Below are 26,209 nucleotides of genomic sequence, written 5' to 3'. Positions count from 1 at the left end.
TGTTTCGTTCAGGGTTGTTTGTGTCCCGCGAAGTAGAGCACCCGTTTTACATACTCTTGTGTCTCGTCATAGGGCGGGATCCCGCCATAGCGCTCCACTGCTTTTTCCCCTGCGTTGTAGGCGGCGGAGATCAGCACCCAGTCGCCATCGAAGCGGCGATCCAGCCACTTGAGATAGGTGAGCCCCCCCTTGATGCTCTGTTCCGGATCAAACGGGTGGGTGACACCAAATCGTTGCTGGGTCTCGGGGATGAGCTGCATCACACCCTGGGCGTTCTTGGGTGAGACAGCCTGGCTATTGAGGTTGGATTCAGCGATGGCGATCGCCAGTGCCAAGCGGGCATCGACTTTATGGTGCTTGGCTGCGTGGCGCAGCATGGTGACCAGTTTCTGCTTGGCTGGTGACTGACGAGCAAGCCAGGAATCGACATTAAAGGGCGTGTTGGGAATGGGGGCAAAATAGCCCCCCTGTCCACCACGAAGTCCAACGCCACACTGATCCCCCATGGGGGCATTGCCAATACGGGCATTGTAGTAGTGCCCTGCCCGCTGATTGCCAAGACGCATCGCCATGGCGAGATAGCTGTTGGCCATTCTGGCGCTGCGCACCGAGGCGGGGCCGGTAGCAAGCAGGCGGCCGATCCGGAAGTATCCCTCGGGGTTGCCCGTGCTGGCAGCGACACAGTAGAGGGCGATCGCCTTTTGCAGGTTGCCGCTATGCTGGGCACTCTGTCCCTGCCTGAGCGCTGTCAGCGCCTTGGGGGCCTGTCTGAAATCCCTGCCCTGTGCCATCGTCTGTTGTGTGCCTGCCAGTAACAATGACAAAAAAAGCAGCAAAAACAGTCCATTTTCGCTGATGTCCCTCATGCTTTATCTCCTGTTTAAGTAGAGAAGATATAGAGGAACATGGTCGCTATCGCCACGAATCCAGTGGATCCTGTTGTTATAGCGCGGGAATTTCAGAGAGCAAAATGGTATGGAACTAATGGCGAACGAGTAGTTTATCGAGGTTTTTCGGTCGCTTAGACGTCGAGGTAATAATCCGGCTCATCCGGTTTGCCAGCCGGGAGATCACGGAAAAACTGACGGATTTCGCTTACGACCCAGAGCGAGAGCAGGATCAGCAAACTGAGCAGGGGAAGCAGGGTATGGCTCTGTTGCAGGGCATAGGCTGCGATGGCGGCACTAACTAATAGCAGGGTTCGGGTCATGAGTGGCTCCTTGTCATCATGGGGGTGTTGCGTGGCCACGGACCGCTTGCCTGGTGTCGGGAGTTGCTCCCGAGTGGCACAAAGCACGCCGAGTATATCGCGCTGTGCCGCTGCCGATCCGTGGTGTCATCACACTTTTCATTGTCATCTCCGTTCTATTGGCTGGCATGTGCTGCAGGTACTCGACGCAATCCATTGCGGACTCCGGCCTCCATTCATGGCACTTAGGTACCCCATGAGCACATGCCGCCAGCGCGTCTCCCCATCCTAAGACCCGTGGTTGGTTAGTGGTATCGGATTAAATCATCGCTGACCGGATATTTGTCGCCAAGGCTTGGCTCATTGGGCTCAGGACGTTTGGTAGTAGTCGCGATACCAGCGCACGAACGCGGCGACCCCCTCCTTGATGGAGGTGGCGGGGCGCAGGCCGGTGAGGGTGTGGAGGGGGGCGCTGTCGGCCCAGGTGGTGTGCATCTCGCCCGCCTGCATCGGCAGCATCCGCTTGATGGCAGGTTTGCCGAGGGCCTCTTCCAGCGCCTCGATAAAGTCGAGCAGCCGCACCGGCTGAGCATGACCGATGTTGAGGATGCGGTAGGGGGCGGCGCTCTCGGCCGGGCTCTGCTCGCTGGCGTGCCAATCGGGATTGGGGCAGGGCGGTTGAGCGGCGACGGCGAGGATCCCCTCGACGATGTCGTCGATAAAGGTGAAATCTCGGCTGAGATCGCCGTGGTTATAGACGTCGATAGGCTCGCCCGCGAGGATGGCGCGGGTGAACTTGATGATGGCCATGTCGGGCCGACCCCAGGGGCCGTAGACGGTGAAAAAGCGCAGCCCTGTGGTGGGCAGGCCATAGAGCGCGGAATAGGCATGAGCCATCAGCTCGCCGCTCTTCTTGGTGGCTGCGTAGAGGGAGACGGGGTGATCCACCGGCTGCGCGGTGGTGAAGGGCATCTGGTCGGTCAGACCATAAACCGAACTGGAGGAGGCGTAGAGCAGATGCTGGATGCCGTGCTGGCGACACCCCTCCAGCACCGTCAGCATGCCGGTGAGGTTGCTGTCGGCGTAGGCAAACGGGTTTTCCAGCGAGTAGCGCACCCCCGCCTGCGCCCCCAGATGGATCACCCGCTCAAAGTTGTGGCTGGCAAACAGGGCAGCTATCCCCTCGCGATCCGCCAGATCGACCCGTTCGAAGTGAAAATGGGGAAAACTGGCCAACTGTGCCAGCCGCGCCTCTTTCAGACTCACCTCGTAGTAGTCGTTGAGATTGTCGATCCCCACCACCTGATGGCCTGCCGCGCACAGCTGGCTAGCTACGTGAAAACCGATAAAACCGGCGACCCCGGTCACCAGATAGATCATGGTTGGGGTCCTGTGAAGATCATGGGGCTCCTGACGGTGATGGGAAAAGGGGGATGCGCGCTTTGTAGCAGAGCTGGCGCGTTTGTGCCATGGAAAACCGCTTGTGTCGGCGCGGTTCAGGCGCGGCATGCTGCATCTTGGTGCAGCGAGTGTCAATGCCGGATGACAGGCACCAGAATGGGGCGTGCAGCCCCCTTGTTGTGATCATTTTCACAAAAAATAGACTGGACCTCATAACGAAGCCCTGCCGACTGGGCTCGCAGCCCGCCGAGCAAGGCTGGCGACAGACACTCTCTCTTTACTTCGCTTGGATACAGGTTATGGACAACACCTCGACTCGTACTGCCCATCCCGTCTATGAGGATGTGCTGGCCCTGCTGACCGCGGCAGGCTTTGTTTCACTCGGCATCTTCCTGTTTCATCAGGTGGGCCTGCTCACAGGCGGCACCGCTGGGCTGGCGTTGCTGCTGCAACAGGTGACGGGCATCAGCTTTGGCCTGCTCTTCTTCGGCATCAATCTGCCCTTCTACGCGCTCGCCTGGCTCAGAATGGGGCCGCGCTTTACCCTCAACACCTTCGTCTCGGTGGCGGCGGTCTCCTACATGACCGATCACCTCAACGGCGTGTTGCAGATCGGCAAGATAGAGCCCCTCTATGCGGCGCTGATCGGCGGCACCCTGATCGGTATGGGGCTGCTTATCATGTTCCGCCACAAGTCGAGTCTGGGGGGATTCAACATTCTGGCGCTCTTTATTCAGGATCGCTTTGGCATCCGGGCGGGCAAGCTGCAGATGGGCCTCGATTGCGCCATCGTTATCGCCTCGTTCTTCGTGGTACAGCCCTGGATTTTGGCTCTCTCCATCGTAGCGGCGGTTATCTGTAATCTGGTGTTGACACTTAACCACAAGCCGGGCCGCTACCAGATCGCCTGACGACCAGCAACCGTGACTCGATAGTACAAGAGTGACCCGATAGCACGAGGCGGCCTGATGGCCGCCTCGTCGTTTCAACTCTGGCACTTGTTCGCCGTACCTAGCTCGCCTGCTCCAGGTTGGTGTTGCCGCTAATGGCGTTACCTCCAATGGCGAGCGGGGTGTGGCAGGCCACCTGATGATGAGCCTCATCGCACACCTCCAGTCGGGGCACCAAGCTCTTGCACTGCTCGCTGGCAATGGGGCAGCGCTGGTGGAAGTGGCAGCCGCTTGGCGGCGAGATGGGGGAGGGCACATCGCCGGTCAGTGGAATGCGCTGGCTGCGCCGCCGCGGATCCGGCACCGGAATGGCCGAAATCAGCGCCTGGGTATAGGGATGACGGGGCGCCAGATAGAGGGTCTGGGCATCCGCCAGCTCGACGATACGTCCCAGATACATCACCGCAATCCGATCCGAGATGTGTTTGACCACCGACAGATCGTGGGCGATGAAGATGATGGAGAGGTTCATCTCCCGCTGCAGGCTGAGCAGCAGGTTGACGATCTGCGACTGCACAGAGACATCGAGGGCCGAGACCGCCTCGTCGCACACCAGCAGCTTGGGTTTGAGGGCGATGGCGCGGGCGATGCCGATGCGCTGGCGCTGGCCACCGGAAAACTCGTGAGGATAACGATCCACCGCGCTGGCCGGCAGGCCCACCTTCGCCAGCAGATCCAGCACCCAGGCCCGACGCTGCTCGCCATTGCCTTTGCCGTGGATGATAAAGGGCTCCTCCAAAATCTGGCCCACAGTGTGGCGGCTATTGAGGGATTCTGCAGGATCCTGAAACACCATCTGCATCTCCTGGCGCAGGGATCGCATCTCTTTCGGGCTGAGGGCGGTGATATCGCGCCCCTCGAACGTGATGGTGCCTGCGGTCGGATCGAACAGCTTGAGCAGGCTGCGCCCCAGGGTGGATTTACCACAGCCTGACTCGCCGACCAGCCCCAGCGTCTCTCCCTGTTTCAGGTCGAAGCTGACGCCATCCACCGCGTGAACCGTATATTTCTTGCGCAGCAACCCGCCTCCCAGCTGGAAGTACTGTTTCAGGTCCCTGACCGATAACAGGGTGCTCATACGGACAACTCCTTCCAGTAGTGGCAGGCGACATGGTGACGGGGGGTTGGCTGTTCCACTGCTGGCACGGCGCTGACGCAAAGGTCGGTGGCGTGAGGGCAACGGTTGGAGAAGCGGCAGCCCGCGGGCATTTCGTGCAGGGCCGGTACCTGGCCCTTGATGGTCTTGAGCAGGCTCTTGGGTTCATCCTCGAGGCGCGGGATCGAGCTCATCAAGCCGTGGGTATAGGGGTGGCGGGGGTGGTCAAACAGCTCGAACACGTCGGCCTGCTCAACTGCCCGCCCGGCGTACATCACCACCACCTCGTCGCACAGCTCTGCTACCACGCCGAGATCGTGGGTGATAAAGATGATGGCCATGCCGGTCTGGGCCTGCAGCTCTTTCATCAGTTCGAGGATCTGGGCCTGAATGGTCACATCGAGCGCCGTGGTTGGCTCGTCACAGATGAGCAAGTCCGGTTCGCAGGCGAGCGCCATGGCGATCATTACCCGCTGGCGCATGCCGCCGGAGAGGTTGTGGGGGTAGACGGCAAAACGTTGGGCAGGTTCGGGGATCCCTACCTTCTGCAGCATGGCGATGGCCGCCTCTTTACGCTGGGTTTTGTCATAGTCGGGGCGATGGAGGCGAAACACCTCCATCAGCTGTTCACCCACCGTCTGCACCGGATTGAGTGCGGTCATTGGCTCCTGAAAGATCATCGAGATGCGGTTGCCGCGCACCTTGTACATCTGATCCGGTGCCAGTGTGAGCAGGTCTTCCCCCTGAAAATGGATGGAACCGGCTACCACCTGACCGTGGGGCTTGGGCAACAGCCCCATGATGGCCAGCGCGGTGACACTTTTGCCACAGCCAGACTCCCCGACGATCCCCAGGGTCTGACCCGGGGCCACCTTGAAGCTGACCCCGTCGAGCACCTTGATCTTGCCGTCATCGACGGCGAACTCCACCTCGAGATCGCGTACTTCGAGGATTGGGGCCGGGTGCTGGCCGTTATCCGCGGCGAACTCCAGCCCGTTATCCGGTACGTCGAGCATCGGGGCCTGTGTGTTGGACATCGCTGCTGCTCCCTTTGCTATGGCATGAATATCAGTGGCGTGCATAGGTTTTGTCGAGCAGGTTAATGGGGGGGAGCACTTCGCCAGCCTCTTTGGCTTTTTGAGTTTCCTCTTTCACTTTGGGATCGAGCCAGAGCAGGCCGCCGCTGCTGTAGGGGTAGCCATCCATCGGCCAGTAGAGCAGATCCTGGGTGTTGCGGGTGGCAGGTACCTCGGGCAACATCACATAACGCCAGCTGCTGGCCCGCACATAGTTGAGCTGCACCCCGGGCACGAAGATGGCAAGATCATAGATCCGCTGCTGGATCTGCTGAGAGAGTGACGCTCGTTTAGCGGTATCGAATTCGACGTTGTAGGCGTCGATCAGCGTGTCCAGCTCCTTATCTGCCACGTTGAACAGGTTGTTGGTCTGTGGCTTGTTGGCGTTGGCCGAGTGGAAAAACTCCCAATATTGCGGATAGAGACCACCGCCACCCCAGCCGAGCCAGGCGGCCTCGTGTTTCTTCTCCAGCATCGCCTTGAAGCCGGTGGCGCCGTCGACCAGATTGAGCTCCAGATCCAGCCCTGCCTTCTTGGCTTCCTCTTTCAGTACGGTCAGCCGTTTGGATTGCTCCTGACTGGTGTAGGTGAGGGCCAGTGTCAGTCGTTCGCCCTGGTCATTTTGCAGGATGCCGTCCGGCCCCGGTTTGCTGTAGCCACCTTTGGCGAAGTATTCCCGCGCCTTGGTAATGTCAAAAGCGCGTTCAGGTAATGTGATGTCGGTGAACTCGCCAAAACCCGAGTCAAAGGTGATCGAACGGTCATAGTCACCACGCAGCACGGTTGCGATCATCTTGTCGATATTGAAGGCGTGCTGGATCCCGAGCCGCACATTGATATCGGCCAGTGTCGGGTTGCTGACGTTGAGGTGTACACCCTGGCCACCCTGTTTGGTGTCGGTAATGGCCATCACTTTCTGCACATATCCCTTCTTGTACTCCGGGGTGACCGCCTTCTCATGCCACCAGTTGGGCAGGCGCATCTCGAAGGTATCGATCTTCCCTTTCAGGAAGTGGCGAAAGGCGATGTTTTGGTCACGGATCACCTGCACCTTGATGGTGTCGACATTGAATCTGTGCTGGTTGTAGCGATTATCCCTGGCCCACCAATCTTTCTGCTTGCTGAAGGTGACCGACTTGCCCATTTTGACATCGCTGATCACATAGGGGCCCGTGGTGGGGACGACTGCCCAGTTGTACTGCTTTACCCAGTTGGGGGTCAGCTTGTAGTAGTGTTTCGGCTGAGGCCACAGTTCGGTGGTATTGAGCAGATCCAGTTTCGCCTTGCGGTGGCCCGCCTTGACCAGAATGGTGTGGTCGTCGATCTTCTCTACCGCCACCACTTCGGTGGTGTAGTAGTTGTTGAACCAGGGGCCCTTGATCTCTTTGGATCGCATCATCTCGTAGCCAAAGGTGTAGTCGTCGGCGATGACCGGCTTGCCGTCAGACCACTTGGCCCGTGGATCCAGCTTGAAATAGACGGTCTGGCTATCTGGGGCGATGGCCCAGTGCGTCGCCAATGAGGGGATGGGGTTGCCAGTGTTGGGATGAAAGCTGATAAGGCGTAGCTGGTTATCCATGATAAAGGAGCGGAACGCGCCGTTGGAGTCCGGCCCTGCAGTGCGAAAAGTGAGCGGGAAGCTGTCGACAAACAGGTTCAGGTTGCCACCGGGGATCGCCTTGGGGGAGGCAAACAGCGGATCGGTATCGTTGGTCTCCCACTTGAGATCCGCGGGCAGGCTGGCTGCCCAACCCCAGGAGCCGTTTATCAGCAGAAAAAAAGCGCCTATCCATTTGATTTTATTCTTCATGTTTGACTTCCAGGTCTAGCCCCTGCACTGGGGGTTTTGATTGATAACGGGTTAATCCCTTGGTCCCGGGGCCATCTGCTGTGGCAACCCGTCCTTCATTGATAACCGGTAAATTTAACGGGCTCATACTCGCCGCGAAGCGGTGTTGGCCCCGCCTCGTCACTGATAACGGGTAAATTTGCGCGGGTCGAATGCCTCGCGGATCGCCTCGCCGATGAAGGAGACCATGATCAGTACCAGACTCACTGCCGCCACTACCGAGCTGACGATCCAGATAGCATCCAGATTGTTGATCCCCTGAGAGAGCAGTTCCCCCCAGCTCGGGGTGGGGGGCGCCAGCCCGAAGCCCAGATAGTCGAGCGCGGTCAGGGTGGAGATGTTGCCCACCACGGCAAACGGTGCCAGGGTCACGATCATCATCAGGGTATTGGGCAGAATGTGGCTGAAGATGATCCGTCTGGTGCTGGCCCCCAGCGCCCGTGCCGCCATCACATAGTCCCGTGCCCGCTCTTTGTAGGTGAGGGTGCGCATGTACCAGGTGATCCCCATCCAGCCAAACAGCACGTTGATGCCGACAAACAGGCCAAAGTTGGGTTTGGCCAGCGATACCAGGATCATGATGACGTAAAGAAACGGCACCTGAGACCAGATCTCGATAAAGCGCTGCAGGATCAGATCGAAACGGCCACCGAGAAAGCCCATCAAACAGCCGATGGTGACCCCGATGGCATAACTGGCTGCCAGTGCGATAAAGGCAAAGCCGATGGCGATACGAAAGCCGTAGACCAGCCGGGCCAGCACATCGCGGCCACTGGTGTCGGTACCGAGCAGGTGACGTTCGCTCAGGCTCGGGGCGTAGGGAGGATAGGCATCCTCTTTGAAATCCTGTTCATAAGGGTTCCATGGCACAAGTGGCAGCAGCACCCAGTCCCCCTTGCCTTCCGCTGCGAATTTGGCTTTGAGCTGGCGATAGTTGGTCTCGTACTTGTAATCGAGCCCGAATTGCTGACCGGGGATCACATCGCTATAAGTGGGAAAGTGAAGTTGTCCCTGGTAGCTCACCACCAGCGCCCGGCTGTTGACCAGGATCTCCGCCAGCAGGGAGAGCAGCACTAGCGTGGTAAAGATGATAAATGAGTAGTAACCGCGCTTGATCGACTTGAAGCGCTTGAGTTTTTTCAAGGTAACCGGATTGAGATTCATGGTTATTCTCCAAACCGAACGCGGGGATCGACGAACCGGATTGCAACGCAGATAGCGGGGGCGGTATGGCCCTGTTTCAATCTGACCGTAACAAGGGAAAGGGGGCTCATCTTCACTCTCCAAACCGTACGCGGGGATCGACGAGAGCGACACAGATATCGGAGACGATATTGCCGATCAGCATCAGCATGGAGGTGATGGCCAGAATGCCCATCACGGTAGGGTAATCCCGCTCGACGATCGCCTCATACCCGAGCAGGCCAATACCGTCGATGTTGAAGATGGTTTCGATGAGAAAGGAGCCGCCGAAGAAGACGGTGAGCACCGACCCCAAGTGGCTCGCGATGGGGATCAGGCTGTTGCGCATGGCGTGGTCAGTGACGGCTTTGCGAAACGGTAATCCCTTGGCGACTGCGGTACGGACATAATCCGCCGACAGGTTCTCCATCAGGCTGTTTTTCATCGTCATGGTGAGGATGGCGAAATCACCGATGGCATAGGCGATAAGCGGTAGCAGGGCGTGAGCAAAGAGGGTGCGGATTTGATCCCAACTGCTGGTCATCGAGTCGAACTCGTCGCCCGGAAAACCGCCCATGGGCAGCCACTCCAGATGAAACGCGAAGACGGTGATGAGAAAGATCCCCACCACGTAGGCGGGCAGGGCGTACGCCATGTAGATGAGCATGGAGCTGACGGAGTCGAAGCGACTGTTGTGCCTGAGCGCCTTGGCTACCCCGAGCGGGATGGAAACTGCGTAGCTTAGCAGGAAGGTGGCCAGCCCAAAAAACGCGGTGACTGGCAGTCTATCCTTGATGAGGTCCCATACAGGCTCGTAGTAGCGGGTCGAATCGCCAAGATCGAGCACGGCCAGTTTTTGCAACCAATCCCAGTAGGCGATCAGCATCGGCTTGTCGAGGCCATAGAAGGCCTTGAGCTCCTCAATCTGCTCGTCAGAGAGCGCCTGTCCTCCCTTGCTGCCGCTGGAGCGCCCCCCCTCGTGTTGCGACACCTGCGCCTGCATCAGCATCCGCTCCACCGGCCCGCCCGGTACGAAGCGGGTGACGCTAAAGACGAGCAGGGTGATACCGAGAAACGTCGGGATGATCAAAAGCATCCGGCGTAGGAAATACGACAGCATGGTGGAACCTCGTCCTTGTTGTTCTTTTTTGCGACCAGTTAAATACAGTGGCTGGTCTATCCTTCCTGGCATTAAGCGCTGGATTGTTTGGCAAACAGCAGCCAATTAGCTTGGCCACTGTAAAAGTTCTACAACAAAAATCAAGTACAAGGAAATGGAATGCAGGGAGAAATGCCACACTGAGGTGAAAAAGAGCAGAAATGAGGTTTTTTTAACTGAAAAGTAATAATCAAAACAAAATACTGATTTTTGATAAAACTGTCGAAAGCGCACAGGCAGATTATGACGCCAATCAGAATGTTGGTAGTCGATTGAATATGCGTGATTTTTATTTTAAAAAAGCAATAAAAAACGTTTTTATGTCGATGGCTTTACACACCACCCATCATTTGATGGTAAATTAATCAATAACCTTTGATTTGGTTTTTTCTTCTTTTTTATGATGGATGGTTGAAATAATCTATAATTCAGCAATGTGTAAATGATAAATTGATCAAATTTAAAACCACCTCAATTAATTGCGGATAACAATGTATTTACATTGGTTTTGTTATTTTTCGCAGAATGTTCCACTAATTTTTTAACTCAAAAACAATACACTCATCTTATGGCTGGCACTCCCCTTCCATCCTCCCTGTTTAATTGACTTGGTTAGTCAAAGCTTGATAAGCCTTACTCACCGCTCCAACGAGGGCGGTATCAGGAAGCAAACAATAAACAATCAGGAAGGATATAAGCGATGCTTAGGAAGAGCAGAATTTCTGCTGCGATTGCGTTCGCCTTGGCGAGCCTTGCCGTGGCCCCTTATGTGTCTGCTGAAGATGGGCAGAACGTCGAAAAGCTGCAAAAAATCAAGGTTACCGGTTCTCGTATTTCTCGTGTTGATGTAGAGGGCGCCACGCCGGTTGTCTCTGTCAGTAAGGCCCAGATAGAACAATCTGGACAGCAGACGGTGGCGGATTATCTGAAACAAGCCTCCTACAACTCCTTCGGTGGTTTCTCCCCTTCCTCTGGTAGCTCTGCTCAATCTCAGGCTACTGTCGGATTGCGTGGTCTTGGGGCAGATCGCACGCTGGTGTTGCTCAATGGCAAGCGTATCGCCGGTTCTCCCTCCATGGGGGGAACGGCCATCAATCTTAACACTATTCCCATGGCGGCGGTTGAGCGCGTGGAAGTAAACCTGGATGGCGGCTCTGCACTTTATGGTTCTGATGCCATCGGTGGCGTCATCAACGTTATTCTCAAGGAGGGTTTTGAGGGGTTGTTATTTCAGGGCCGTGTCGGTTTTCCGGCAAATAAAGGTGGTGATGAGAAGAGTGGCTCCATCGTCAGCGGTGTTTCGGGGGAGAAAGGCTCCCTGATGATGGTCTATGAACACGATGTGAAAGACGAGGTCTACTACAAGGATCGTGACTATCTGGCCAAACAGGGCGCGGAAGCCCCTAGTCTTTATGGTCGCAACATCAAGGGGGTGGATATCACGACAGGTAAGACAGTCACCCGTTCTTTGAATGGTGTTGATTGTGAAGGTACTGGCCCCGGTTTTGTTACCAAGGGTACGACTTGCCGTTTCGACTTTGCCAAAGTGGCTGCCAAGACAGCCTCTCGGACCCGCGATACTGTCTATGTAAATGGGCGTTACCATATAAATGATAATGTGGACTTCGTGCCGCAGATGATTGGTTCCCGTGTGACTAGTTTTGGCCGTTTCGCTCCTGCTAATGGTGACTTCACTGTGGATAATTCCACACCGGAAAGTACCGCCATATTAAGTGCCAATAACTTCAGTACTGCCAAGGCCGCCACCGTTTATTACCGTTTCAGCAATGTTGGGCCCCGTGACAACGATGCAACCGATTTGACCGGAACCTTGAATCTCGGTTTTGAAGGCACAGTGCCGACCGAAGTAGTTGGTGATGTGGAATGGAATGCAGGCTACATGTATTCCAAGACTGACAATCAGAATACGGGTAATGGCTATGTTCTGGGACCGGCAGTCAATACCCAGGTCAACAGCGGAAAATTCGTTAATGGCAGCTTCTCTGACAGTGCCACCAAGGATCTTGCCTATACCAGCAGTCGTAACTCCAAGATGGACTTCTTCCAGTGGTACGGTGGTTTGGGCTGGACGATGGGCGAATTGCCCGCTGGCCCTATCAGTTGGTATCTGGGGGCTGAGTATAATGACTGGGCTTACTCCGATACCTATGATAGTCAGTCCGAAGCGGGCAATGTGCTGGGATCTGCTGGCAACTCTGGCGGTGGTACGCGCGATGTGTTTGCCACCTATATCGAGAGCTTAATTCCCATTACTGAGCAGATCGAGCTGAACCTGGCTGGTCGTTACGACAAATACAGCGACTTTGGCAGCGCCTTCTCACCCAAGGCGAGCCTGCGTTATCAGCCGCTTGACCAGTTGATGTTCCGTACTTCCTGGTCGCAGTCTTTCCGTGCACCGGGTCTGGACGACCTCCATGCGGCGGATGCCCAATCTGCAGATTTTGCCAAGGATTATGTGAGCTGCAAGGCCAATGGTGTTGCGGATTGTGCTGAAGCTCAGTACAAAACAACCCGTAAATCCAACCAAAATCTGAAGGAAGAGACTGCTAATACCTTCACTATCGGTACAGCTTACAACCCACTGGACAACCTGAACCTGTCGCTCGATTACTACTACATCAAGATTGATGATGTGATCCAGCTGGCGAATACTCAGACCCAGTTCTATCAGGAACTAAACAGCGGCAGCAATCCTAATGTCATTCGTGATGTCAACGGTGATGTCGAGATGGTTTATGCCGGCATGGTCAACCAGGGGCAGCTCAAAACCAGTGGTATCGACTTTAAAGTCGACTACAGGTATGACTTCAACTCCTTCACCTTGCGCTACGACTTTAGCAGCAGCTACATCCTGAAGTATGAAGAAGGTTTGTTCACTGGTGGCCCAATGGTCGACAAGACGGGGTGGAATGGTGTGCCCAACTTCCGCTTCAACTCCGGGATCGGTGCCAACTTCCCGCAATTGTGGAATCTTGATACCTACCTGAGCACCAACTATATCGACTCACAGAGCCAAGACTATGTTGATGGCAAGGAAGAGGGCCATATCGCTTCCAACACTGTCTGGAATTTGAATGTAGCGGTCGATACCAGCTGGAATGCCAAGATCCAGACCGGAGTGAAGAACATGTTCAACCGAACACCTTCCCTGTCCAGTGATGGTTTCACTTACGATGAATACCTCTACGGCATAGACGGTCGCGTCTACTACATCGACTACACCCAGAAGTTCTAATTCATTTCGTTGATATACCACCTCAGCCGGCCCGGTCGGGTCGGCTGCACCCAACGTCCAAGGAAGTTACGGAGATAGGGTAATCCTATGAAGACAAGGACCATTACAATGAAGAAAGCGCTCCTCGGCAGCCTGGTTTCGGCCGCCTTGTTGACCAGCTTCAATCTCAGTGCTGCCACTGCCAGTCAGGCTGTGGACGCCCAAGCCGCCACCGACAACGCATCCAAAGTTTCCCAGCAGAAGATCGACAGCTATGCCGAGTCTGCCGAATCGGCATTGGCCCAGTACAAGGCTGCCCTGCGCCAACTCGACAGCTTGCGCACCTATAACGAGCAGGTGGGCAAGATGGTCGAATCCCAGAGTAGCGAACTGGCCTCGATGCAAAAGCAGATCGCCCAGATCGACCAGACCAGCACCGAAGTGGTGCCCTTGATGCTCAAGATGATCGACTCCCTCGAGCAGTTTGTTGCGCTGGATCTGCCGTTCCAGAAGGTGGAGCGGGAGGACCGAGTGGCGGCCCTGACCGACCTGATGAACCGCGCCGATGTCACCATCTCCGAGAAGTACCGCAAGATCCTCGAGGCCTATCAGATTGAGGAGGGCTTCAGCCGCACCATCGAAGCCTATAAGGCGAGTCTGGACCGGGATGGCAGCGAGAAGACCTATGAGTTCCTGCGTGTCGGTCGCATCGCCCTGCTCTATCAGTCTCCTGACGGGCAGGATACGGGGATGTGGAACAAACAGACCCGCCAGTGGGAAGTATTACCTCAAGAGTATCGCAGTGCAGTTGAACAGGGCCTTCGTATCGCCAAGAAGCAGGCGCCTCCTGCGCTTATCAAGCTGCCGGTTCAAACTGCGGAGAGTGCATCATGAATGGAATCAAACTTGCTATTGCCTCGCTGATTGCGGGGGTAACGCTGGCCACTCTGCCGGTGACTGCCGCCGAGAAGCCGGTGGATTTGAATGCGTTGCTTAATCAGGTTAAGGCGTCGAGTCTGAGCGAGTCTCAACTCAACAAGGAGCGGGAAGCCCGCTTCCTGGCGGACAAAAACCAGCAAGCAGCCCTGCTGGCCAAGGCCAGGGCGGATCTGGCGGCGGAAACGGCCAAGGGTGAAGCGCTCAAGGCCACTTTCGATGCCAATGACAAGCAGTTGACCGAGCTGACCGAGACCTTGCGCCAGCGCTCCGGCAACATGGGCGAGATGTTTGGTGTGCTGCGTCAGTTCGCCGGTGAGTTCAAGGGGATCTTCAACGCCTCCGCCCGTCGGGTCGAGCATCCGGAACAGTCCGCCCTGCTGACCCGTCTGGCCGAGAGTAAAGAGCTCCCCTCCAGCGACGATCTGGAAGCGTTCTGGACTACCACCCTGGGCCGCATGGTTGAGGGGGGCAAGGTGAGCCAGATCCCGGCAATCGTGGTTTACGGCGAGGGCAACCAGGCCGAAAAGACCGTCACCCAGATTGGCGAGTTCAATACCGTCTCCGAAGGAAAATATCTCACCTTCGTGCCGGAGACCGGCAAGTTCGAGCAGCTCTCCCGACAACCGGAGAAAAGTGTGCTGGCCCCTATTGCCGAGTTTGAACAGGGCGGTGATGGGGTCAAACCCATCTTTATCGACCCGTCTCGCGGCGTGATCCTCTCTTTGCTGGTGCAGTCGCCGACCCTTAAAGAGCGGATCGATCAGGGTGGCTCGGTTGGCTATGTGATCCTGGCGCTGGGGGTCATTGGTACCTTGCTGGCGATCTTCTGTGGTGTGCGCCTTTCTCTCATTGGATCGTCCATGCGCAAGCAGCTCAAGTCCGAGCAGATCATCAAGGGGAATCCTATCGGTGCCATGCTGGGGGCCTACCAGAGCCATCGCGGTGACAACATCGAGGATCTGGAGTCCAAGCTCGACGAGATCATCCTGCGCAACGTACCCAAGTTCGAGAAGGGGATCGGCATCATTAAATTGATTGCCTCGGTCGCGCCGCTGCTGGGCCTGCTCGGTACCGTAGTGGGGATGATCGCCACCTTCCAGGCCATCACCCTGTTTGGTACCGGCGATCCCAAGCTGATGGCGGGCGGTATCTCCGAGGCGCTGGTGACCACCATGCAGGGGTTGGTTGTCGCCGTGCCCATGCTGTTCCTCTACACCATTGTGCAGACCCAGAGCCGACGCCTGATCCAGGTGCTGGAAGAGCAGAGCGCCGGTTTCGTCGCCCGTTATCAGGAACGTCTGCACGGCTCCAAAGCCGCAGCATAAGGAGTCACCATGTGGTTCTGGTTGATTGAAGAAGTCGAGTCGGTCCGCCGGTTTCTGGGGCTGGGGGGCGATGTACTGGTCGCCCTCTGCTTCCTGACCCTGATGATGTGGGCCCTGTTGCTGGAGCGCTGGTTCTACTTTATGGCGGTCTACCCCAGGCAGGTGAGACAGACCAAGGCAACCTGGCTGGCCCGCACCGATCATCTCTCCTGGTCTGCCAAGCAGATCCGGCGCGAGCTGGTCTCACGGGTCGCCATGGCGGTAGACAAGGGGATGCCGGTCATCAAGGTGTTGATCGCCCTCTGTCCGCTGATGGGGTTGCTCGGCACCGTGGTGGGAATGGTACAGGTGTTCGATACCCTGGCCATCACCGGCACCGGCTCACCGCGCGCCATGGCATCGGGGATCTCCAAGGCGACAGTACCGACCATGGCGGGCATGATTGCCGCCCTTTCCGGCCTGTTTTTTGTCACTCAGCTCGATCACAAGGCCAAATTGGCGGTGCAGAAGCTGGAAGACAATCTGAAACACGGTTGATGCAGGATGCATATCCCCGGCGAGGCATGTCCCGCCGGGGCACAGAACAAGCAAGGAGTTTTTGCTATGAGAAAACGTCACAGCGACAGCGGTGCTGACGAGGCGGCCATCGATTTGACCCCCATGCTGGACATAGTGTTCATCATGCTGATCTTCTTTATCGTGACTACGTCGTTCGTCAAGGAGTCCGGTGTCGAGATCAATCGTCCGAGTGCCAACACGGCCGAGACGGTGAAGAAGGGCAATATCATGGTCGCGGTACGGGAGAATGGTCAGGTCTGGGTCGACAAGCGGGTGGTGGAGGTGGGGGCAGTACGCGCCAACATCGAGCGACTGCGAGCCGAAAACCCGGAGAGTGCCGTGGTGATCCAGGCCGATACCGAATCCCGTTCCGGTCTGGTGGTTCAGGTGATGGATCAGATCCGCATGGCAGGTGTCCAGAACATCTCTATCGCTGCCAGCAAGAACAACTGATGCTGGAGAGAGACCTATGAGATACCTGATATCGTTGGTGGTCTCCTGTGTGGTGGTGTTCTTTCTGTTTTTGGGAATGAGCAAGCTCATCACACCGGATCATCGGGAGTTGGTGGAGAGGGATGACGTCACCATGACCGATTTCATCCGCATCAAGCCTCAGGAGACCCTGCAAGAGAAGCAACGGGAATTGCCCAAACCACCGCCGCCTAACCGTCCTCCACCTCCTCCCGAGCTGGAAGTGGCCAGCACGGATCGGCCGAAGATGGAGAGCGCCCCCATGGATATGCCCAAGCTCGACATTCCGGTCAACATTGGTGGCGGCAATGCACTCGGTGCTTACAGCACCGGCGGCGGTGGCGGCGGGCTGGGTGGTAATAACGGTGCCATTCCGTTGGCAACCTTCGAGCCCATGATGCCCCGCAAGGCGGCTCTGGCGGGGTTGGCTTCCGGCAAGGTGCTGGTGGAGTTCACCGTCACCGAGCGCGGCACCGTCAGCAACGTGCGGATCGTCAAGGAAGAGCCGCGTAGCTATGACCTGGGCAAGGAGGCGCGCAAGACTATCGCCAAGTGGACGTTCAAACCGGCCATGATGGATGGCAAGCCGCAGGCGAGCCGGATGCAGCAAGAAATCGAGTTTGCGGTCAACTAAGGAGGGTGGCGATGAACAAGTTATACAAGATGATCCTCGCCCCGGTCGCCATGGCGGTGCTGCTTAGCACAGCCAGCTGGGCTGCCGAGCAACCGACCCTGTCGGATCGGGCCTATCGCGCGGTCAACAAGGCGCAGGCGCTGATCAGCGAGAAGCGATATGGCGAGGCCAATGCCAAGCTGCAAGAGGCGCTGTCCGGCGCGGGCGAGCGGATCTACGACAAAGGGGTCATTTTACAGACGCTCGGCTTTGTAGCCGCCCAGCAAGAGAAATACGGGTTGGCGACCAAGTACTTTGCCGATGCCATCGCCACCGGCGGTCTGCCGCCACCGGTGGCCCAGCAGGTGCGCTATAACCTGGCCCAGCTCTATATGGCGGAAGGGAATTTTCAGGGCTCGATCAAGACCATGAAGGAGTGGTTTGCCAACCAGGGCAAGGATGACAAACCCAACTCCCATGCCTATATCACCCTGGCCAACGCCCACGTGCAGCTCAAGCAGTATCGTGAAGCGATCCCGGCGGTGGATCAGGCGATCAAGTTGTCGGCGGGTAAAGCACCGGAATCCTGGTACCTGCTGAAGATGGCTGCTCACTATGAACTGAAGCAGTACAAACCGGCCACTGACGTGCTGATAACCCTGGTCAATATGTTCCCGGAGAAGAAGAAGTACTGGACCCAGCTCTCGGCCATGCATATGCAGGCGGGTAATGATGGCAAGGCACTGGCTGCGCTGGAGTCGGCTTATAACCTCGGCATGCTGACCGAGGCAGCCGAGCTGCAGCGGCTGGCCAGCTACCTGGCGTTTAGCGGCATTCCTCATCGTGCGGCAAGAGTGATAGAGAAGGCGATGAAGGAGGGAACCATCGAGGGCAGTGCCGCCAACTACAAGACCCTGGCCAACTACTGGCATCAGGCCAAGGAGCTCAATCCGGCCATCGATACCCTGGCCAAGTCCTACAGACTGGCCCCCAGTGCCGAGTTGCAGCTGAAAATGGCGCGCATGATGATCCAGAGCAAGCGTTATCAGGATCTGGTGGCGCTGGCCGCCAAGCCGGCAGCCAATGCCAGTGGTGAGCAACGCGCCGATCTGAAGTTCCTGACCGGGGTTGCCTATTTTGAGCAGAAAAAGCCGAAGGAGGCGCTCAACGCCTTCACCCAGGCCGCCCAGAATGGCAATGTCAGTGGTCGTGCGTCGCCGTGGATCACCTTCCTCAAGGAGCAAGGCGGCGCGGGGGAGGAGGCCATCCAGTAGCGCTAATCATCACACCTGTCGTCTCTTTTATGGTTGCCTGGTGGCTCCATTAACCGCTCCCCGGAGCGGTTTTTTTATAGTGGCCACCAGCTGAGCAGCCTCTGGCAACGTTTATCTTCGCCCTTGTCGTGAGCGGCGCGGCTGTTTGTCATCGTTTCCGCCAGCATGGGGGCCTTGCCGCAATGGGATTATCTCCTTTGGTGTAACAAACGTTGCGATATCTGTTTCACCAGTGAAACAACATCGGGTGGCGTTGTCATTGCCGGGGATCAGAGTGGCTCGCTGACAGGTCGCCGCAACCGTTCATCTTTCGCTCATCCATGCTTTGTTAGAGTCACTTTTGCCCTGTTGCGATAAGTTGCACTGAAAACGGCACTTTTTAACAACAAAAGCGGGACAACAAAGTTGAAATTTTGGCCGACTCGGGAAAGAATGCGCGCTCGGTTATTGGCGCCGTGGTGCAGGTTGACCCGCCACCGGCAGACCGAGGATGAGATGGCCTCCGGCCCATTTGGTACAGGAAACCACACAGGAATTTTATGAATCCCCTTCGCACTGCCGCTTCGGCGCTTTTTTGCACACTTGCCCTGATCAGCCAGCAGGCCGCTGCCGTTGAATACACTCTGCCTGCGGCCAACAGCCGCCTGATCGGCGAGAACCAGCAATACGTGGTGCCCGCGGACAACCGTCCGCTGGAGCAGATCGCCGCTGACTTCCAGCTGGGTCTGACCAACGTGATGGAGGCCAACCCGGGCGTTGATCCCTATCTGCCGAAGGCGGGTAGCACCCTGATCATCCCCCATCAGCTAATCCTGCCCAACGCCCCCCGCGAAGGGATCGTCATCAACGTCGCCGAGATGCGCCTCTACTACTACCCGAAAGGCAAGAACGTGGTGGAAGTGCTGCCCATCGGCATCGGCCAGCTGGGGGTCAACACCCCGGAGAACTGGATCACCAAGGTAGAGCGCAAGCGCGCCAACCCGACCTGGACCCCGACCGAGAACATCCGTCGCCGTTATGCCGCCCAAGGCGTGACCCTGCCTGCGGTATGGCCGGCTGGCCCGGATAACCCCATGGGTCTGCACGCCCTCTACATCGGCAACCTCTACGCCATCCACGGTACCAACGCCAGCTTCGGCATCGGTCTGCGGGTGAGCAGCGGCTGCGTCCGTCTGCGCGCCGACGACATCAAGTATCTGTTCGACAATGTGCCGGTCGGTACTCGTGTCCAGTTCGTCAACCAGCCGGTCAAGACCTCGGTCGAGCCGGATGGCGGTCGCTACATGGAGGTGCACGAGCCGCTGTCGCGCAACGAGGAGGAGTTCAACTCCACTGCCTCCGTGCCGCTCCCGATGACCCCGGCCATCACCCGCTTCATCGCCCACGCCGAGTCTGACTCCAACGTGGTCAAGCAGGTGCTGGAGCAGCGTACCGGCATGCCGACCCGTCTCAATCCCTGATTGAGCGGACAGCCAGAGCCAAGGGCACTGGCAAGGCAGGCAAAGAAAACGGCGACCAGATGGTCGCCGTTTTTTATTGCTTCGTTTGCAGCACTGTTATGGCACGCAGACCGGGCAGAAGGCGTAGGTGCCTTGCGGGTCGTTGAAGCGGGTTAGCGGGTCGAGGCTGCGGTTCACCTCGGTCAGCGCCTTGCCAAAACCAGCCGGCAGCCAGCTCTGCAGCTGCGGGGCAAGTACGCGGGCGCTGCTGTCGAACAGCTGGCGCAGGAACTTGTCGCGGGTGGACTCCTCTTGCTCGATGGAAGTCACCTGCCACTCCTTGAGGTTGGCCAGCTCGGCAGCGGCCTTGATGGCGTCATTGAGGTTGCCGAACTCATCCACCAGACCGAGCGCTTTGGCATCCTCGCCAGTCCAGACGCGACCTTCAGCCGCTTTCTCCGCCTCTTCCTGGCTCAGGCCGCGGCCCTTGCTGACCAGACCGACGAAGCGCTGGTAGGTATCCTCGACGCTCAGCTGGATCGCCTGACCGACGTGTTCCGGCAGGGCGCGGGTCAGGCCGACGCCGACATAGTCGGTGGTGCCGACGCCGTCGGTGTGGATGCCGTACTGGGAGAGCGCCTTGTCGATGGTGGCGAACATGCCGAATACCCCGATGGAGCCGGTGAGGGTGGTCGGGGAGGCGAAGATCTTGTCCGCATCGGCAGAGATCCAGTAGCCACCGGAAGCGGCGTAGCTGCCCATGGAGATCACTACCGGCTTGCCAGCCTGCTTCAGGGCCAGCAGCTCGGCGCGGATCTGCTCGGCGGCGAAGGCGCTGCCACCCGGGCTGTCGACCCGCAGTACCACGGCTTTCACCTTGTCATCGCGGCGAGCGTCGGCCAGCAGGTCGGAGAGGGTATCGCCGCCGATGGTGCCGGCAGGCTGGACACCATCCATGATGGCGCCGCTGGCGACTACCAGACCCACTTCATCCTTGCCGCTCTGGGGATATTGATCCGGGATGGCGGCCAGATACTCTTTCAGGCCAACCCCTTTCCAGCCGTGGTCGTCGCTCTCGCCCACTTCCTTGATGACCGCCTGGCTCATCTCGTCGCGGGTCGCCAGCTGATCCACCAGCCCGTTGTCGAGGGCGTAGTTGGCGGCGTTGCCACCGGCCTTGCGCAGCAGCTCGAGGAAGCGATCCTTGCCCGGCGCCACGGCATCCGGTTCGATTTCGCGCTGCTCGGCTACGTCGGCTACATAGAATTGCCACAGCTGATCCAGCCAGCGCTGGTTCGCCTCCTTGCTCTCGGGGGACATCTCGTCGCGGGTATAGGGCTCGACGAAGGATTTGTAGGTACCGACCTTGAACACGTGCGGGGTGATGTTGAGCTTCTCCAGCGCCGACTTGAAGTAGGTCTGGTAGACGCCAAGCCCCTCGATCACCACGGCGCCGCTCTGGTTGAGCAGCACGTGATCGGCATGGGCCGCCAGCAGGTATTGGCCCTGGCTATAGAAGTCGGCCATGGCGATAACCGGCTTGCCGCTCTCCTTGAACTCGTCGATGGCGGCAGCCACCTCCTGCAGTTTGGAGAAGCTGGTGCCCTGCAGCCCTTGCGGCTTGATCACCAGCGCCTTGATGCGATCGTCATCCTTGGCGCTGCGAATGGCCCACAGCAGGTCGGAGAGAAGGATCTCGCTCGGCTGCTCGTCGCTGTTGTCCATCTGGCGCAGCAGCTGCGAGGTGGGATCGGTCGTGCTGCGCTGTTCCACCAGCATACCGTTGAGGTTGAGGGTCAGAGCGCCTTCGATGGGCGTCTCTGGCGCCTCTTTCTGGCCAACGCTGTAGACGATGACCAGCACCAGTACGAGAAACAGCAGATTGACCAGCATCAGCCGGGTGAAATTGAGCAGGCGCCACAGCGTGCGGAACAGCCAACCCAGACCTTTGAAGATAGACATAGTCGAGTTATCGCCCTGTTAATGGGTTAAAGAGGGCTCATTATTAACCAGTTGTTCCCTCAATTGCCATTTTCAGCACCAAGTTACCGGCCAACTTCGTTCAGGGCACGGCTGTTCGCTGAAAAATCATCCAAACAATTGTTTGAAAAAGCATTTTCGATTCTTTACTCTAGCTGCAGTTTGATAACAAAAAATTAACTGGAGGCGTCGTGAGTCGTTACCCAACCCTGCTGACCCCGCTCGATCTCGGCTTCACCCAACTGCGCAACCGTGTGCTGATGGGTTCCATGCATACCGGCCTTGAAGAGGAGAAGGGCGGTTTTGACAAGCTGGCTGCCTTCTACGCCGAGCGCGCCCGCGGTGGCGTCGGTCTTATCGTCACTGGCGGCATCGCCCCCAACTTGCGCGGACGGCTGGTGCCTCACGGCTCCCAGCTGAGCTTTCCCTGGCAGGTGAGCAAGCACAAGAAGGTGACCCGCGCCGTGCATCAGGAGGGGGGCAAGATTGCGCTGCAGATCCTCCATGCGGGCCGCTACGCCTATCATCCGTTCAGTCTGGCGCCAAGCTCCCTCAAGGCCCCTATCTCCCCATTCAAGCCGCGCGCCATGAGCGAGCGACAGATCCGTGGCACCATCCGCGACTTCGCCGCCACTGCAGCACTGGCCAAGGCGGCCGGTTATGACGGGGTCGAGGTGATGGGCTCGGAAGGCTATCTCATCAACCAGTTCATCTGCGAGCGCACCAACCAGCGCAGCGATGGCTGGGGTGGCAGCGTCGAGAAACGGATGCGCTTCCCGGTGGAGATAGTGCGCGCCATCCGCGAGCGAGTCGGCACTGACTTCATCATTATCTTCCGCCTCTCCATGCTGGATCTGGTGGAGCAGGGCTCGACCCTGGAAGAGGTGATAGCCCTTGGCAAAGCGCTGGAAGCGGTGGGGGTGACCCTCATCAACACCGGCATCGGCTGGCACGAGGCGCGCATTCCCACCATTGCCACCAGCGTGCCGCGCGGTGCCTTCAGCTGGGTCACAGCCGAGCTGAAAAAGCATCTCAAGGTGCCACTTATCACCACCAACCGGATCAACACTCCCGAGGTGGCCGAGCGTATTCTGGCGGGCGGCGAGGCGGACATGGTCTCCATGGCGCGCCCCTTCCTGGCAGACCCTGAATTTGTCATCAAGGCGGCCGAAGACAGGGCGGACGAGATCAACACCTGCATCGCCTGCAATCAGGCCTGCCTTGATCATGTCTTCAAACAGAAGCGCGCCTCCTGTCTGGTCAATCCCCGTGCCTGTTTCGAGACCGAGCTGACGTTTGGTCGCGTGCCGCAGCCCAAAAAGTTGGCAGTGGTGGGTGCGGGTCCGGCCGGGCTGGCGTTTGCCTGCTACGCTGCCGAGCGCGGTCATCAGGTGAGCCTGTTCGATCAGGCGAGCGAGATTGGCGGCCAGTTCAACTTTGCCAAGCAGATCCCGGGCAAGGAGGAGTTCTACGAGACCCTGCGCTATTTTGCCAAGCGGTTGGAGAAGTGTGGCGTCGAGCTCTACCTCGGCCAGCGCCAGAGTGCCGAGAGCCTGCTCGGCGGCGGCTTTGACGAGGTGATCCTCGCCACCGGCATCCGTCCGCGTACTCCCAATATTCCGGGGATCGAGCATCCCAAGGTATTGAATTACCTCGATGTATTGCGGGATCACAAGCCGGTCGGCGAGAAGGTGGCGGTGATCGGCGCTGGCGGCATCGGCTTCGATGTGGCCGAATTCCTTGTGGAGAAAAGGGTTGAGACAGATGCCGGGAGCCACCGTGATCACTGGCTCAAGGAGTGGGGCATCGACAAGCAACTCGGCGAGCGCGGTGGCCTCACCACTCCTGAAGTCGATGCGCCCGAGCGCCAGATCTGGCTGCTCCAGCGCAAGGAGAGCAAGGTAGGCGACGGCCTTGGCAAGACCACTGGCTGGATCCACCGTACCGTACTCAAGAACCGCAAGGTGGAGATGCTCTCCGGCGTGCAGTACCTGCGCATCGATGACGACGGGCTCCATATCCAGGTGGGCGACAAGCAGCAGTGCCTGCCGGTGGATCAGGTGATCATCTGCGCCGGACAAGAGCCCCTCAAGGAGTTGCAGGCCGGTCTGCAGGCCGCTGGCAAGCCAGTGCATATCATCGGTGGTGCCGATGTGGCTGCCGAACTGGATGCCAAGCGGGCGATCAGACAGGGCGCCGAACTGGCCGCTGTCATCTAGCGCCTCCCGCCATCATCGATGAGATAAACCCCTGAGCCTCAGGGGTTTTCTTCATTCGGCGCTGTGCTAAGGTAGCGCCATCATTGCCCAAGAAGGAATTGCCCATGGATGCCCTGACCCTGCTGCTCAACCGCCACTCCTGTGGCCGTCTCGCCGATCCCGCTCCTGCCGGCGAGGTGCTCGACAATATTTTGAAGGCGGGACTGCGCGCGCCGGATCACGGCACTTTGACCCCCTGGCAATTCATTCTGTTTGAAGGGGAGGGGCGTGAACGGTTGGGTAGCCTACTGGCGGACGCGGCCCGTGTCCGTGGCGAGGATGAAGAGAGCATCAAAAAGTGCAGTGAAGCGCCGCTGCGGGCTCCGCTGGTCATCGCGGTGGCGACCCGCTATCAGGCTCACCCCAAGGTGCCGAAACTGGAGCAGGAGCTCTCAGCTGGCTGCGCCGTGATGGCGATGCAGATGGCGGCGCAGGCGCAGGGCTTCAACGGCATCTGGCGCTCCGGCTGGTTCATCTTCGACGAGCAGATCAACAAGGGGCTGGGGCTGGCGGCAGAAGATCAGCTGGTGGGTTTCCTCTACCTCGGCACCCCCATGCTGGAGGCGCGCAAGCTGCGCGAACTGCCCATCGACCAGTTTGTCCACCGCTTCTGATTTTTTCTGGTTTGTTGCGCTTGAGACCAGTAATTCCTCGATAAATCGGGTTTTTACTGTCTAACCGTGAATAGTAACCAGAGTTGGTATGGAAAATAAATGGCACAAAAGGGGTTTGTCCACCATAGCAGCTAATTATTTAAAGAGTGCGATATACCTCGCAATCCTGGCCTGTTTCACTATGTAAAACGTTTGCGCATCCGCTATTATTCCCTTGCCAGTTTAGAAGGGCATACCTTCTAAGTTTTTCTGCGATGAGAGTCGCAATTCCGTAGCACCTTTTTACAGCCCAACGTCCTTGTGACATTGGGCTTTATTTTTTTGTAATCAAAATTTTGTGAAGGAGGTCAATTTTTAGTCTCTGATTAGATAGTTGGGGGTTCAGTGATTTGATGGAAGACAGATAATGCAAAAGAAGTTGTTCTTTCATCGGGGTGCCTACATGCATTCCAAAATATCGCGGAGGTAGCATGTGGTTTAATCGCAAGTTGAAAACCGAGAACCAGCATCTTAAAGAATTACTGAGACTTCAGGTGCAGCAGCATCAAAAGGAGTTGGAGGAGTTGCGGGTCATATGTACCGAGTATGAGAGGTCGCAGCAAACGGGAAGGGTGAGCGGCGATCTCTATAGTCAGGTGCTTTCTTGTCAGAACCGTGGCGGGGAGATGTTGCTGACGATTAGGGAGGCCCTTGCCGGGAGTGCTGCCCATCTGATGGATGAGAAACAGGCGCTGGGCGAACTTGAGCAGTTATTTACCCAGACCCGCAGTGCCATTGGCAGTTTGACCACGAGAGCGCAAATCATCAAGGAAGAGGCACAGCAAAGCCTTGCTGCCGTTAGTCAGCTGGATGTCACCACCTCGGCTATCAATCAGTTTGTCACCGCCATTCAGGGGATTTCTGCTCAGACCAACTTACTGGCATTGAATGCGGCAATTGAGGCTGCGCGTGCCGGAGAGGCTGGCCGAGGTTTTGCCGTTGTAGCTGATGAAGTCAGGCAGTTGGCACGCAATGCTCATGAGTCGAGCAGTCAGATTGAGGTGCTGGTAAATCAAATTGTCAGTCAGGCACAGAGTATCAAGTCGATCATTGATGATAATCAGGTCAGTGCTGACGAGATTGCTACCTCATCATCCCAGATCGATTCTGTCGTCGCAAAGGTGTTGGTGCAATCCGGTGAGATGCAGGAGGTGATTCACCGTGCAGCCACTACCTCGTTTCTCAATACCACAAAGCTGGATCACGTGGTTTGGAAGAGCGCCATCTATCGTCAGATTGAGCAGCAGACGTTTAATGAACCTGTTAGCGGACACACCGAATGTCGGCTTGGTAAATGGTATTTTGAGGGATATGGGGCTCAGCTGTTTGGCCATTGTTCGGCTTTTCGCGAACTGGATGAGCCCCATCAGCGGGTTCACGAAAGTGGTAAAGCTGCGTTGCAAGCCAGGCAGCAGGGCGATATCAAAACAATGGTTGCCGAACTTGATGCCATGGAGAGTGCCAGCATGCAGGTGGTTAATTGCATCGACCGTTTGCTCGGAGAGGTTTAATCAGTCAAGGGGAGGTTTGCTCCCCTGATCCGAATTAACAGCCTGGCGGTT

At 57.5% G+C, this 26,209-nt stretch carries 21 protein-coding genes; 12 read left to right on the top strand and 9 right to left on the bottom strand.

The features are described 5' to 3' along the window. Positions 1 to 8: 8 nt before the first annotated feature. The 3 genes from ACE1BR_RS19795 to ACE1BR_RS19785 form a co-directional block, all read right to left on the bottom strand. Entirely contained in the window at positions 9 to 866 is an 858-nt protein-coding gene (locus ACE1BR_RS19795) for a lytic transglycosylase domain-containing protein (RefSeq protein ID WP_374873299.1), read from the bottom strand. Between the two features lie 155 nt (positions 867 to 1,021). Then, a complete protein-coding gene (locus ACE1BR_RS19790; protein ID WP_374873297.1) occupies positions 1,022 to 1,210 on the bottom strand; it encodes a hypothetical protein in 189 nt (62 codons plus the stop codon). Positions 1,211 to 1,558: 348 nt separating this feature from the next. After that, the gene (locus ACE1BR_RS19785) at positions 1,559 to 2,569 is read right to left on the bottom strand and encodes an NAD-dependent epimerase (RefSeq protein ID WP_374873295.1); all 1,011 of its coding nucleotides are present in this window, start codon (positions 2,567 to 2,569) and stop codon (positions 1,559 to 1,561) included. Between the two features lie 320 nt (positions 2,570 to 2,889). Here ACE1BR_RS19785 and ACE1BR_RS19780 point away from each other — a divergent pair, with 320 nt between their 5' ends. Beyond that, positions 2,890 to 3,501 (top strand): YitT family protein, encoded by a 612-nt coding sequence (locus ACE1BR_RS19780; RefSeq protein ID WP_042031690.1) that lies wholly within the window; start codon positions 2,890 to 2,892, stop codon positions 3,499 to 3,501. Positions 3,502 to 3,601: 100 nt separating this feature from the next. Here the strand turns inward: ACE1BR_RS19780 and ACE1BR_RS19775 are convergent, their stop codons facing one another. The 5 genes from ACE1BR_RS19775 to ACE1BR_RS19755 form a co-directional block, all read right to left on the bottom strand. Beyond that, positions 3,602 to 4,618 carry an ABC transporter ATP-binding protein gene (locus tag ACE1BR_RS19775; RefSeq protein WP_374873292.1) on the bottom strand — a complete coding sequence of 339 codons (1,017 nt, stop codon included), beginning with the start codon at positions 4,616 to 4,618 and terminating at the stop codon, positions 3,602 to 3,604. Next, positions 4,615 to 5,673, bottom strand: a complete 1,059-nt coding sequence (locus tag ACE1BR_RS19770; RefSeq protein WP_374873290.1) for an ABC transporter ATP-binding protein — start codon at positions 5,671 to 5,673, stop codon at positions 4,615 to 4,617. Before ACE1BR_RS19770 ends, ACE1BR_RS19775 begins: the two co-directional genes overlap by 4 nt. A 31-nt stretch (positions 5,674 to 5,704) precedes the next feature. Continuing rightward, positions 5,705 to 7,522 (bottom strand): extracellular solute-binding protein, encoded by a 1,818-nt coding sequence (locus ACE1BR_RS19765; protein WP_374873288.1) that lies wholly within the window; start codon positions 7,520 to 7,522, stop codon positions 5,705 to 5,707. Positions 7,523 to 7,681: 159 nt separating this feature from the next. Further along, positions 7,682 to 8,725: an ABC transporter permease gene (locus ACE1BR_RS19760; protein ID WP_374873286.1), complete on the bottom strand. Its 1,044-nt coding sequence runs from the start codon at positions 8,723 to 8,725 to the stop codon at positions 7,682 to 7,684. 112 nt (positions 8,726 to 8,837) lie between these two features. Beyond that, positions 8,838 to 9,863 carry an ABC transporter permease subunit gene (locus ACE1BR_RS19755; RefSeq protein ID WP_374873284.1) on the bottom strand — a complete coding sequence of 342 codons (1,026 nt, stop codon included), beginning with the start codon at positions 9,861 to 9,863 and terminating at the stop codon, positions 8,838 to 8,840. 739 nt (positions 9,864 to 10,602) lie between these two features. Here ACE1BR_RS19755 and ACE1BR_RS19750 point away from each other — a divergent pair. The 8 genes from ACE1BR_RS19750 to ACE1BR_RS19715 all read left to right on the top strand — a co-directional run bounded on the left by ACE1BR_RS19750 (position 10,603) and on the right by ACE1BR_RS19715 (position 19,777). Then, positions 10,603 to 13,158, top strand: a complete 2,556-nt coding sequence (locus ACE1BR_RS19750; RefSeq protein ID WP_374873282.1) for a TonB-dependent receptor — start codon at positions 10,603 to 10,605, stop codon at positions 13,156 to 13,158. Positions 13,159 to 13,266: 108 nt separating this feature from the next. After that, on the top strand, positions 13,267 to 14,031 hold the full coding sequence (locus tag ACE1BR_RS19745) for a DUF3450 domain-containing protein (RefSeq protein WP_374873280.1): 765 nt from the start codon (positions 13,267 to 13,269) through the stop codon (positions 14,029 to 14,031). Continuing rightward, positions 14,028 to 15,401: a MotA/TolQ/ExbB proton channel family protein gene (locus ACE1BR_RS19740; RefSeq protein WP_374873278.1), complete on the top strand. Its 1,374-nt coding sequence runs from the start codon at positions 14,028 to 14,030 to the stop codon at positions 15,399 to 15,401. The genes ACE1BR_RS19745 and ACE1BR_RS19740 overlap by 4 nt, the downstream gene beginning before the upstream one ends. 9 nt (positions 15,402 to 15,410) lie before the next feature. Further along, positions 15,411 to 15,938: a MotA/TolQ/ExbB proton channel family protein gene (locus ACE1BR_RS19735; RefSeq protein ID WP_374873276.1), complete on the top strand. Its 528-nt coding sequence runs from the start codon at positions 15,411 to 15,413 to the stop codon at positions 15,936 to 15,938. Positions 15,939 to 16,004: 66 nt separating this feature from the next. Next, the gene (locus ACE1BR_RS19730) at positions 16,005 to 16,412 is read left to right on the top strand and encodes an ExbD/TolR family protein (protein WP_374873274.1); all 408 of its coding nucleotides are present in this window, start codon (positions 16,005 to 16,007) and stop codon (positions 16,410 to 16,412) included. A 16-nt stretch (positions 16,413 to 16,428) separates the two neighbouring features. Next, positions 16,429 to 17,064: an energy transducer TonB gene (locus ACE1BR_RS19725; RefSeq protein WP_374873272.1), complete on the top strand. Its 636-nt coding sequence runs from the start codon at positions 16,429 to 16,431 to the stop codon at positions 17,062 to 17,064. 11 nt (positions 17,065 to 17,075) lie between these two features. Further along, positions 17,076 to 18,317 (top strand): tetratricopeptide repeat protein, encoded by a 1,242-nt coding sequence (locus tag ACE1BR_RS19720; protein ID WP_374873270.1) that lies wholly within the window; start codon positions 17,076 to 17,078, stop codon positions 18,315 to 18,317. A 539-nt stretch (positions 18,318 to 18,856) separates the two neighbouring features. Continuing rightward, complete coding sequence (locus ACE1BR_RS19715) at positions 18,857 to 19,777, top strand: L,D-transpeptidase family protein (RefSeq protein WP_374873268.1); 921 nt, start codon at positions 18,857 to 18,859, stop codon at positions 19,775 to 19,777. Between the two features lie 96 nt (positions 19,778 to 19,873). On the opposite strand, the gene sppA is transcribed toward ACE1BR_RS19715, so the two are convergent. Further along, entirely contained in the window at positions 19,874 to 21,718 is a 1,845-nt protein-coding gene (gene sppA, locus ACE1BR_RS19710) for a signal peptide peptidase SppA (protein ID WP_374873267.1), read from the bottom strand. 209 nt (positions 21,719 to 21,927) lie between these two features. Between sppA and ACE1BR_RS19705 the strand changes: the two genes are divergently transcribed. From ACE1BR_RS19705 to ACE1BR_RS19695, 3 genes are all read left to right on the top strand, one after another. Further along, positions 21,928 to 23,955: an FAD-dependent oxidoreductase gene (locus ACE1BR_RS19705; protein WP_374873265.1), complete on the top strand. Its 2,028-nt coding sequence runs from the start codon at positions 21,928 to 21,930 to the stop codon at positions 23,953 to 23,955. A gap of 104 nt (positions 23,956 to 24,059) precedes the next feature. Beyond that, a complete protein-coding gene (locus tag ACE1BR_RS19700) occupies positions 24,060 to 24,608 on the top strand; it encodes an NAD(P)H nitroreductase (RefSeq protein WP_374873263.1) in 549 nt (182 codons plus the stop codon). A gap of 470 nt (positions 24,609 to 25,078) precedes the next feature. Further along, positions 25,079 to 26,158, top strand: a complete 1,080-nt coding sequence (locus ACE1BR_RS19695) for a methyl-accepting chemotaxis protein (protein ID WP_374873261.1) — start codon at positions 25,079 to 25,081, stop codon at positions 26,156 to 26,158. Positions 26,159 to 26,209: the final 51 nt, after the last annotated feature.

Source organism: Aeromonas sp. MdU4 (assembly GCF_041929505.1).
Taxonomy (GTDB): Bacteria; Pseudomonadota; Gammaproteobacteria; order Enterobacterales; family Aeromonadaceae; genus Aeromonas.
The sequence above is the reverse complement of the archived record's forward strand: the minus strand, read 5'-3'. Positions and strand labels throughout refer to the sequence as shown.

Coding starts and splice junctions, on each gene's coding strand:
- ACE1BR_RS19795 (WP_374873299.1), bottom strand. CDS start 866: ATGAGGGACATCAGCGAAAATGGACTGTTTTTGCTGCTTTTTTTGTCA.
- ACE1BR_RS19790 (WP_374873297.1), bottom strand. CDS start 1,210: ATGACCCGAACCCTGCTATTAGTTAGTGCCGCCATCGCAGCCTATGCC.
- ACE1BR_RS19785 (WP_374873295.1), bottom strand. CDS start 2,569: ATGATCTATCTGGTGACCGGGGTCGCCGGTTTTATCGGTTTTCACGTA.
- ACE1BR_RS19780 (WP_042031690.1), top strand. CDS start 2,890: ATGGACAACACCTCGACTCGTACTGCCCATCCCGTCTATGAGGATGTG.
- ACE1BR_RS19775 (WP_374873292.1), bottom strand. CDS start 4,618: ATGAGCACCCTGTTATCGGTCAGGGACCTGAAACAGTACTTCCAGCTG.
- ACE1BR_RS19770 (WP_374873290.1), bottom strand. CDS start 5,673: ATGTCCAACACACAGGCCCCGATGCTCGACGTACCGGATAACGGGCTG.
- ACE1BR_RS19765 (WP_374873288.1), bottom strand. CDS start 7,522: ATGAAGAATAAAATCAAATGGATAGGCGCTTTTTTTCTGCTGATAAAC.
- ACE1BR_RS19760 (WP_374873286.1), bottom strand. CDS start 8,725: ATGAATCTCAATCCGGTTACCTTGAAAAAACTCAAGCGCTTCAAGTCG.
- ACE1BR_RS19755 (WP_374873284.1), bottom strand. CDS start 9,863: ATGCTGTCGTATTTCCTACGCCGGATGCTTTTGATCATCCCGACGTTT.
- ACE1BR_RS19750 (WP_374873282.1), top strand. CDS start 10,603: ATGCTTAGGAAGAGCAGAATTTCTGCTGCGATTGCGTTCGCCTTGGCG.
- ACE1BR_RS19745 (WP_374873280.1), top strand. CDS start 13,267: ATGAAGAAAGCGCTCCTCGGCAGCCTGGTTTCGGCCGCCTTGTTGACC.
- ACE1BR_RS19740 (WP_374873278.1), top strand. CDS start 14,028: ATGAATGGAATCAAACTTGCTATTGCCTCGCTGATTGCGGGGGTAACG.
- ACE1BR_RS19735 (WP_374873276.1), top strand. CDS start 15,411: ATGTGGTTCTGGTTGATTGAAGAAGTCGAGTCGGTCCGCCGGTTTCTG.
- ACE1BR_RS19730 (WP_374873274.1), top strand. CDS start 16,005: ATGAGAAAACGTCACAGCGACAGCGGTGCTGACGAGGCGGCCATCGAT.
- ACE1BR_RS19725 (WP_374873272.1), top strand. CDS start 16,429: ATGAGATACCTGATATCGTTGGTGGTCTCCTGTGTGGTGGTGTTCTTT.
- ACE1BR_RS19720 (WP_374873270.1), top strand. CDS start 17,076: ATGAACAAGTTATACAAGATGATCCTCGCCCCGGTCGCCATGGCGGTG.
- ACE1BR_RS19715 (WP_374873268.1), top strand. CDS start 18,857: ATGAATCCCCTTCGCACTGCCGCTTCGGCGCTTTTTTGCACACTTGCC.
- sppA (WP_374873267.1), bottom strand. CDS start 21,718: ATGTCTATCTTCAAAGGTCTGGGTTGGCTGTTCCGCACGCTGTGGCGC.
- ACE1BR_RS19700 (WP_374873263.1), top strand. CDS start 24,060: ATGGATGCCCTGACCCTGCTGCTCAACCGCCACTCCTGTGGCCGTCTC.
- ACE1BR_RS19695 (WP_374873261.1), top strand. CDS start 25,079: ATGTGGTTTAATCGCAAGTTGAAAACCGAGAACCAGCATCTTAAAGAA.